The sequence below is a fragment of the Streptomyces sp. SID9727 genome (assembly GCF_010550605.1).
Lineage (GTDB): Bacteria > Actinomycetota > Actinomycetes > Streptomycetales > Streptomycetaceae > Streptomyces.
Window position 1 is genome coordinate 1 of sequence record NZ_JAAGNI010000391.1, and the last position, 8,358, is coordinate 8,358.

7 protein-coding genes and 1 pseudogene are annotated in these 8,358 nt (G+C 71.9%); 3 read left to right on the forward strand and 5 right to left on the reverse strand.

Annotated features, from left to right (window positions below):
* The 4 genes and pseudogenes from G3I41_RS27690 to G3I41_RS27705 all read right to left on the reverse strand — a co-directional run.
* Window positions 1-597: pseudogene (locus G3I41_RS27690) on the reverse strand (hypothetical protein); the annotation flags it as partial.
* Between the two features lie 105 nt (window positions 598-702).
* Window positions 703-1,680, reverse strand: coding sequence for an ABC transporter substrate-binding protein (locus G3I41_RS27695; RefSeq protein ID WP_164403105.1), 978 nt, complete (start codon window positions 1,678-1,680; stop codon window positions 703-705).
* 84 nt (window positions 1,681-1,764) lie between these two features.
* Complete coding sequence (locus G3I41_RS27700; protein WP_164403106.1) at window positions 1,765-2,439, reverse strand: ABC transporter permease; 675 nt, start codon at window positions 2,437-2,439, stop codon at window positions 1,765-1,767.
* Between the two features lies 1 nt (window position 2,440).
* A complete protein-coding gene (locus G3I41_RS27705; RefSeq protein WP_164403107.1) occupies window positions 2,441-3,145 on the reverse strand; it encodes an ABC transporter permease in 705 nt (234 codons plus the stop codon).
* Between the two features lie 131 nt (window positions 3,146-3,276).
* Between G3I41_RS27705 and G3I41_RS27710 the strand changes: the two genes are divergently transcribed.
* Window positions 3,277-4,464 (forward strand): betaine/proline/choline family ABC transporter ATP-binding protein, encoded by a 1,188-nt coding sequence (locus G3I41_RS27710; protein ID WP_164403108.1) that lies wholly within the window; start codon window positions 3,277-3,279, stop codon window positions 4,462-4,464.
* 9 nt (window positions 4,465-4,473) lie between these two features.
* Here the strand turns inward: G3I41_RS27710 and G3I41_RS27715 are convergent, their stop codons facing one another.
* The gene (locus G3I41_RS27715) at window positions 4,474-5,595 is read right to left on the reverse strand and encodes an alpha/beta hydrolase-fold protein (RefSeq protein WP_164403109.1); all 1,122 of its coding nucleotides are present in this window, start codon (window positions 5,593-5,595) and stop codon (window positions 4,474-4,476) included.
* A 140-nt stretch (window positions 5,596-5,735) separates the two neighbouring features.
* Here G3I41_RS27715 and G3I41_RS27720 point away from each other — a divergent pair, with 140 nt between their 5' ends.
* Window positions 5,736-7,565 (forward strand): phosphatidylglycerol lysyltransferase domain-containing protein, encoded by a 1,830-nt coding sequence (locus tag G3I41_RS27720; RefSeq protein WP_203601749.1) that lies wholly within the window; start codon window positions 5,736-5,738, stop codon window positions 7,563-7,565.
* Window positions 7,566-7,652: 87 nt separating this feature from the next.
* Window positions 7,653-8,358, forward strand: a 706-nt coding sequence (folP, locus tag G3I41_RS27725; protein ID WP_203601750.1) for a dihydropteroate synthase, incomplete at its 3' end; no start/stop codon positions are given.

Consider the following 8,358-nt stretch of genomic DNA (forward strand, 5'->3'; position numbering starts at 1 on the left):
GTGCCGGGCCGCGTCCTCGGCGATCCGGCGGGCCTTCTGGAGCGCCGCGTTGCGCGGGAGGTCGGCCAGCGCCCGGGCGGCGCGGGCGTAGGCGTCGGGGGTGGGGGTGGAGCGGGCGGGGGGCAGGGCGCGGGCAGGCGCGGTCGCCTCGATCGCGAGCTTCCGCCGGCTCTCCAGGACGCTGGCGCGCTCGGTCTCCGCGTTGGCGTACCGCCGCAGCAGCGCGGCGTGTTCGCCCCGCAGACCGGCCAGTTCGACGCGCTTGCGGCGCAGCTTCGTCTCCAGGCGGGCACGGATCTCCCGTGCCTCCTCCAGATCCGCTTCGAGCTCCGCCGCGCGCTCCTCGGCCCGCCACTCGTCACTGGCGCGGGCGCGCGTCAGCTCGGCGACGCGACGGCCCGCCTCGCGGTCCCAGCCGCGCATGAGGACCGCGCCGGTGACGGCGGCCGCCGCCGCGGCCGCGACCAGCGCGCGCAGGACCATGGGTTCGGTCAGCAGCCAGGCTCCCGCGGCACAGGCGGCCGACGCTCCGGCGACTGCCGAAGGCGGAAGGATTCTGTGCAGTGGTGGCGAATGGCGATGGCGTCCACGTGGCATGGTCCGAAATTTACCGTGTGCGCGGCGTACTTGGGGAGCCGCCCGGCAATCTGTGCCCGGCAAGTTACCCGGCGGCTCCCGCTGCCCGTTCTCCGGGCGCCTTCGCTACTTCTTGATCAGCCCCTTCGACTGGAGATATTCGCGGGCCACATCGGCCGGCTTGGCGCGTTCCGCGTCGACCTTGCGGTTCAGTTGTGCGAGGTCCTCGGTCGTGAGTGCGCCGGTGAGCTTGCCGAGCGCGTCGGCTATCTCCTGGTCGCCGGCGTCCTTGGCGTTCAGGACGGGCAGGACGTTGTCCGCGTTCTGGAGCTTCTTGTCGTCGTCCAGGAACACCAGGTCGTACGTGTCGAGCACGGCGTCGGTGGTGGTGGTCAGGACGAGTTGGTCCTTGCCGTCCTTCACCGCCTGCTTCGACTGCGGGGTGCCGACGCCCTTGGGGTCGATTCCGGTGACGTCGATGCCGTACGTCTTCTCGAGCCCGGGTGCGCAGAAGGGCCGCACCTCGCACTCGTCGCCCGCCGCGACCTTGACGCCGATCTTCGCGGCGCCGAGATCGGAAAGGGTCTTCAGCTTGTGCTTGTCGGCGAATTCCCTGGTCACCGCGAACGCGTTCTGGTCGACGGCCTTCCCCGCCGGAAGGACCTTCAGTCCGCGCGGCTCGGCGAGCTTCTTGAGGGCGGCGACGGTCGCGGCGGTGTCGCCCGAGGCGACCGGTTTCGCCTCGGCGGCCTTCGCCCCGTTCGCCTTCGCGTTGAGGAATTCCGCGATCGTCGCCGCGTATTCCGGAACGACGTCGATCTCGCCCTTCTCCAGAGAGGGTTCGTACAGTTCGCGGTTCTTCACGGTGGTGACCGAGGTGCTGTAACCGGCGTCCCCGAGGATCTGCGCGTACAGCTCGGCGAGCACCTTGGACTCGGTGAAGGCGGCGGCGCCGACGACGAGCGAACCCTTCTTGCCGGAGTCCTGGCCCGCGGCCGGGGCGCCCTTGTCCTCCTCCAGGCTGTCCCCGCCGCACGCGGCGAGCGAGCCCGCGAGCGCGAGGATGCCGATGACGGCGCCGGTCACGCGTGAGGTCCTGGTCATGTTCTTCTCCGTCCACGGCGGCGACGCCGTATGCGACAAGTGGTGGATGTGCGACATGGGTGACGAGTCGGGTGGGCCGGGGGCTCAGGCCGGCCGGCGGCGGCGCAGCGGGGACAGCAGGCGGTCGACGGCCACCAGGACCGCCTCCACCAGCAGGGCGAGCACGGCGACCAGCAGGGCCCCCGCCACCACCTGCGCGGTGTCGTACGTGTTGAACCCGGCGGTGATGATGCGGCCGAGGCCGCCCTGCCCGACCATGGCCGCGATGGTCGCCGTCGCCACGACCTGGACGGCCGCCGAGCGCAGCCCGGTCATGATCAGCGGGTACGCGAGGGGGAGCTCGACGCGCAGGAAGAGCTGGCCGCCCGACATGCCCATCCCGCGTGCCGCCTCCGCCACCGCGCGGTCCACCTCGGTCATCCCCACGTAGGCGTTGGTGAGCAGCGGCGGCACGGCGAACAGCACCAGGGCGATGATCGTCGGTATGTACCCCGCGTTGCGCAGGGGCGAGACCATGAAGAGGGCCAGCACCGCGAAGACGGGCACCGCGCGCCCCACGTTGGCCAGGTTGACCGCGAGGGCGCCGCCCTTCCTGATGTGGCCCAGGTACAGCGCGAGGGGCAGGGCGACGGCGCAGGCCAGGGCGAGCGCCACCCCGCTGACGTACAGATGCTCGCCCAGCCGGTGGGCGGCCCCGCTCTCCCCGGACCAGTTGGCACCGGTGGTGAGCCAGGTCCAGGCGTCCCCGAGAACTCCCATGTCAGACCGCCTCCGCCTTCGCCGGGCCGGGCGCGGCGGCACGTATGCGCGTCCAGGGCGTCAGCAGCCGCTGGAGACCGAGCAGCAGCAGGTCCGCGACGACCGCGAGCAGCACGCAGAGCACCGAGGCGGCCAGCACCTGCGCCTTGAAGAAGCTCGGCAGCGCGTCCTCGATGAGATTGCCCAGGCCGCCCCGGCCGACGATCGAACCGACCGTCGTCAGCGCGATCGTGGACACCGTGGCGATCCGTATCCCCGCCATCAGCGCGGGCAGCGCGAGCGGCAGCTCCACCTCCCACAGCAGGCGGACCGGCCCGTACCCCATGCCGTGCGCGGCCTCCTTCGCCTCCTCGGGCACCGCCTCCAGGCCCGCCAGGATGTTGCGCACGAGGATGGTCAGCGAATACAGCACGAGCCCGGTGACCACCAGGGCGGCGGAGAGCCCGAACAGGGGCAGCAGAAGCGAGAACATCGCGAGCGACGGCACGGTGTAGAGCACCGTCGTCAGCCCGAGGACCGGTCCGGCGAACCGGCGGCCCCTGCGTGCGAGGAGCGCCAGCGGGAAGGCGACGGCCACACCGATCGCGACCGAGACGGCGGTGATCCAGATGTGCTGGACGGTGGCGTCCGTCAACTCCTGGCTGCGGGAACGGAGATACTCCCCGCAGATCCAGTCGTTCGTCACCAGGCAGTTCTGTCCGGCCATCCGTCCCCCCACCTCCCGTTCGCCCTCTCGTACTGACGTCCGGTGAGCCTATCCTCGACCACTGACAATCGCCGGAGCCGTTGTGTTCCAGCAACATGTCCTTCACAGAACACCCGCGACAATGGGGAACCATGATCCGTTTCGAGCACGTCACCAAGCGGTATGCGGACGGCACCACCGCCGTCGACGGCCTTTCCTTCGAGGTCGCCGAGGGTGAACTGGTCACGCTCGTGGGACCGTCGGGCTGCGGCAAGACGACCACCATGAAGATGGTGAACCGGCTGATCGAACCGACCGACGGCCGGATATTCCTCGACGGGGACGACATATCCGCCATCGACCCCGTCCAACTGCGCCGTCGCATCGGCTATGTGATCCAGCAAGTGGGCCTCTTTCCGCACAGGACGGTCCTGGAGAACACCGCCACCGTTCCCCATCTGCTCGGCTGGAAACGCCAAAAGGCGCGCGCCCGCGCCGCCGAACTCCTGGACCTTGTCGGACTCGATCCTTCCGTTTATGGCGACCGCTATCCGGAACAGCTCTCCGGCGGCCAGCGCCAACGCGTCGGCGTCGCGCGGGCGCTGGCCGCCGACCCGCCCGTCCTGCTGATGGACGAACCGTTCGGCGCGGTCGACCCCGTGGTGCGCGAGCACCTTCAGAACGAATTCCTGAGACTCCAGGAACAGGTCCGCAAAACCGTTCTGTTCGTCACCCACGACATCGAGGAAGCGGTCCGTCTCGGCGACCGCATCGCCGTCTACGGGCAGGGTTCGATCGAGCAGTTCGACACCCCCGCCACCGTGCTCGGCGCCCCCGCCAACGCCTATGTCGCGGACTTCGTCGGCGCCGACCGGGGCCTCAAACGGCTCTCGGTCACCCCCGTCGAGGAGAGCGACCTCGACCACCCGCCCGTCGTCCACCTGGACGACCCGCTGTCCACCGCGACCGACCGCCTCCGCGCGGAGGGCGCCCGCTGGGCCGTCGTCCTGGACCGCGACGAGCACCTGCACGGCTGGATCCCCGCCGGTGACGCGCGCACCGGCGCCAAGGGTGCCGTCCGCGACCACGCCCGCCGCATGGAGGCGTGGCTTCCCCTCGGCGCCCCGCTCAAGCAGGCGTTCGCCACCATGCTCCAGCACGACGCCGGCTGGATCGCCGTCATCGACGAGGCGGGCGAGGGCCGCTTCCTGGGCGTGCTCACCCCGGCCCGCCTGCACGAGGCGCTGCGCCGCTCGGTCGGCGCGGACGGCCGCGCGGTCCCCCGCGCGGAGGTCGAGGTCGAGAGCGTCACCGGTGTCACGGAGGCCGCCAAGGGCTGAGCCCGCCCCTCAGCTCTCGCTCAGCCGGCTGCTCAGCCACTCCAGCGCGGCCGGGATCTCCCGGCGCCACGTGTTGAAGTTGTGCCCGCCGCTGTCCAGCACGATCGAGGACACCTGCGCCGGCTGCTTCACCTTGCCCACGAACCTCTGCGTGTCGGCGTAGTTCGCCTCGCCCTGGCGCGAGGTCGTCACCAGGAACGAGGAGTCCGGCTGCGGCCGGTTGTCCAGCGTCCACAGCAGGTCCGCGCGGCGCCGCGCCGCCTCGTCCCCGTGGAAGAGGTCGCCCGTCGTCGGGTCCTCGGCCGCCTTGTAGTAGGCGGAGAGCCCGGCGCTCGCGGTGTACCGGCCCGGGTGGTTCAGCCCGATCTTCAACGCGCAGTAGCCGCCCGTCGAGTTGCCGATGATGCCCCAGTTGCGGGCCCGCTTCCCGACCCGGTACCCGGCCGACACCGCCCGGGGCACGTCGTCCGCGAAGAACGTCTCCGTCTTCGGACCGCCCTCGATGTCCACGCACTCGGTGTCCCGGGGCGGCGCCACCGTGGGACGCAGCATCACCAGGACCATCGGCTGCGCCCGTCCGGCCTTCACCCGTTCGAGTGCCGTACGCGGATAGCGCAGCCCTTTGATCAGGTTCTCCGAGGTGCCCGGGTAGCCGGTGAGCACCACCACCGCCGGGAACTTCCGCCGGGCGAACGCCGGCTGGAAGTACTCCGGCGGCAGATACACGTACGCCGAACTCTCGATGCCCGAGTGCTTCCCCGCGATCACGACCTTGTCGATCCGGCCGCCCACCCCGGGCAGCGCCCCGCCCGGCACGTCCGGCCGCTGCGAGCCCACCCGGACGATGTTCTTCGCCGCCAGCGTCCCGGCCGCGTGGTCGGTGACCACGCCCAGTTCCTGCTTGCGGCCGAACAGATCGGCCCAGGAGCCGTAGAACAGGAAGCTGTTGTTGGCCAGCAGACCGACCGTGGCGAACACCGCCACCTGGGTCGCGAGCAGCATGCCCACCCGGCCGGACACGGCGGCCGCGCTGCGCCGGGCGAGCCTCGGCCAGCACCAGACGGTGACGGTGAACAGCACGACGGCCAGCGCGATGGCGAGGAACAGCACCGGTTTGCCCGTAAGGCCCATGACGGGTGAACTTTCTGTCAGGAAATTTCCGGGCAGCGGGTGAACCCGCGGCCCGGAAGGATCGTCCTAGAGGTCGCACATCGTCCGCGGGGCTCCGGCCACCGGACTCCAGGAAATCTCTCGCGGAACCACGGGAAGCGATGTCTGTCACGCTAGATGGGGATAAATCAGGATCGGTTCCGGTTCGCGCACGCACGTTCGTGCGCGGGCCCCGGCCGGAGTCGGTGCCCGCGCTCGTCGGCACCGCGTGCACCGCCGTCGGGCTGATCGACGTCGCCGCCGGAGTCTTCCCGCGTTTCCGGCACAGCCGCATGCACACCCTCGCCGAGGTGCTCCCCGGAGCCCTCGGCCCGTTCGCCGCCGCGCTCTCGCTCAGCGCCGGCGTCCTGCTGCTCCTCCTGGCCCACGGCCTCAAGCGGCACAAGCGCCGCGCCTGGCGCGCCGCCGTCGTCCTGCTCCCGGCGGGCGCGCTGGCCCAGTTCAGCTACCGGCACTCGGTCCTCGGCGCCCTGGTCTCGCTGACGCTGTGCTACCTGCTCGTACGTCACCGGCGCGAGTTCGCCGCCCTGCCCGACCCGCGCAGCCGGTGGCGGGCCCTGGCCAACTTCGTCCTGCTCGGCGCCGGTTCGCTCGGCCTCGGTCTGGTCATCGTCAGCGCCCACCCCCGCCGCCTGGTCGGCAGCCCCAGCATCGCCGACCGCCTCCAGCACGTGCTGTACGGCCTCGTCGGCTTCGAGGGGCCCGTCGACTACTCCGGTGACACCTCCTGGACCGTCGGATGCTCGCTCGGCGCCCTCGGCCTGCTGACCGCCGTCACCACCATCTACCTGGCCTTCCGCCCCGAGCACCCGGCCGCCCGGCTCACCGAGGACGACGAGGCCCGGCTGCGCGCCCTGCTGGAGCGGCACGGCGGACGCGACTCGCTCGGCCACTTCGCGCTCCGCCGCGACAAGGCCGTCGTCTTCTCCCCCAGCGGCAAGGCCGCCGTCTGCTACCGCGTGGTCTCCGGCGTGATGCTCGCCAGCGGCGACCCGATCGGCGACGTGGAGGCGTGGCCCGGGGCGATCGAGCGCTTCATGGACGAGGCGCGGGCGCACTCCTGGGCTCCCGCCGTCATGGGGTGCGGCGAGACCGGCGGCGAGGTCTGGACCCGCGAGACCGGACTCACCGCCCTGGAGCTGGGCGACGAGGCGGTGGTCGACGTCGCGGATTTCTCCCTCGCCGGGCGCGCGATGCGCAACGTACGCCAGATGGTGAAGCGCATTGAGCGCAACGGCTACGAGACCCGCGTCCGGCGCGTGGCCGACATCGGCGAGGCAGAACTCGCCCGCATCCGCCGGGCCGCCGCCGACTGGCGCGGGACCGACACCGAACGCGGATTCTCCATGGCGCTCGGCCGGATCGGCGACACCGCCGACCGGGACTGCTTCATCGCCACCGCCCACAAGGCGGACGAACAGAGCGCCGACTCCCCGTACGGCGACCTGAAGGCCGTGCTCCACTTCGTGCCCTGGGGCAGCGACGGCATGTCCCTCGACCTCATGCGCCGCGACCGCTCCGCCGACCCCGGCATGAACGAACTCCTGATCGTCGCATCGCTCCAGGCCGCGCCCCGGCTCGGCATCAACCGGGTCTCGCTGAACTTCGCGATGTTCCGCTCGGCGCTCGCCCGGGGCGAGAAGCTGGGCGCGGGGCCCGTCCTGCGGGTCTGGCGCGGGCTGCTGATCTTCCTCTCGCGCTGGTTCCAGATCGAGTCGCTGTACAAGTTCAACGCCAAGTTCCGGCCGCGCTGGGAGCCCCGCTTCGTGGTCTACCGCACCGCCCGCGACCTGCCGCGCATCTCGTTCGCCGCGATGCAGGCCGAGGGCTTCGTCCACCTCGCCCTCCCCCGTCCCCTGCGGTCCGCCCCCCGCCGCCCCTGCGCCCACGCCCGGCCCCAGGCGGGCGGGCAGGACGCCCGTCCGGCGTAAGGGCGTCCCGTACGGGCCTACGCTGGTCATATGAGTACGTTGCGCGGGACGGTCCAGGGTCTGTCGGAGTGGGACCGCTGCGCGGTCATGGGGGTCGTCAACGTGACCCCCGACTCCTTCTCCGACGGGGGCCGCTGGTTCGACACCACGAGGGCCGTCAAGCACGGCCTCGACCTGGTCGCCGAGGGCGCCGACCTCGTGGACGTCGGCGGCGAGTCCACCCGCCCCGGCGCCAGCCGGGTCGACGAGTCCGAGGAGCTGCGCCGGGTGGTCCCGGTCGTCCGGGGCCTGGCGTCGGAGGGCGTCACGGTCTCCGTCGACACCATGCGCGCCCGCGTCGCCGAGCAGGCGATCGCCGCCGGCGCGGTCCTGGTCAACGACGTCAGCGGCGGCCAGGCCGACCCGGACATGGTCCCCGTGGTCGCCGCCGCCGGCGCGCCGTTCGTCGTCATGCACTGGCGCGGCTTCAGCGAGTCGATGAACAGCCGGGCGGTGTACGGGGACGTGGTAGGCGAGGTCACCGACGAGCTGCGCGCCCGGATGGACGCGGTGGTCGCCGGCGGCGTCGCCCCGGAACGCCTCGTGATCGACCCCGGGCTCGGCTTCGCCAAGGACGCCCCGCACGACCTGGCGCTGCTGGCCGGGCTCGACGCGCTGCACGCCCTCGGCCGCCCCCTGCTGGTCGCCGCGTCCCGCAAACGGTTCCTGGGCCATGTCCTGGCCCGCGAGGGCGCCGCCCCGCCGCCCGCCCGCGAGCGCGACGCCGCCACCGCCGCCGTCTCCGCCCTCTCCG

Bases quoted from the DNA above. Each gene is read 5' to 3' on its own strand.
- G3I41_RS27695 (WP_164403105.1), bottom strand. From the start codon at position 1,680: ATGACCAGGACCTCACGCGTGACCGGCGCCGTCATCGGCATCCTCGCG.
- G3I41_RS27700 (WP_164403106.1), bottom strand. From the start codon at position 2,439: ATGGGAGTTCTCGGGGACGCCTGGACCTGGCTCACCACCGGTGCCAAC.
- G3I41_RS27705 (WP_164403107.1), bottom strand. From the start codon at position 3,145: ATGGCCGGACAGAACTGCCTGGTGACGAACGACTGGATCTGCGGGGAG.
- G3I41_RS27710 (WP_164403108.1), top strand. From the start codon at position 3,277: ATGATCCGTTTCGAGCACGTCACCAAGCGGTATGCGGACGGCACCACC.
- G3I41_RS27715 (WP_164403109.1), bottom strand. From the start codon at position 5,595: ATGGGCCTTACGGGCAAACCGGTGCTGTTCCTCGCCATCGCGCTGGCC.
- G3I41_RS27720 (WP_203601749.1), top strand. From the start codon at position 5,736: ATGTCTGTCACGCTAGATGGGGATAAATCAGGATCGGTTCCGGTTCGC.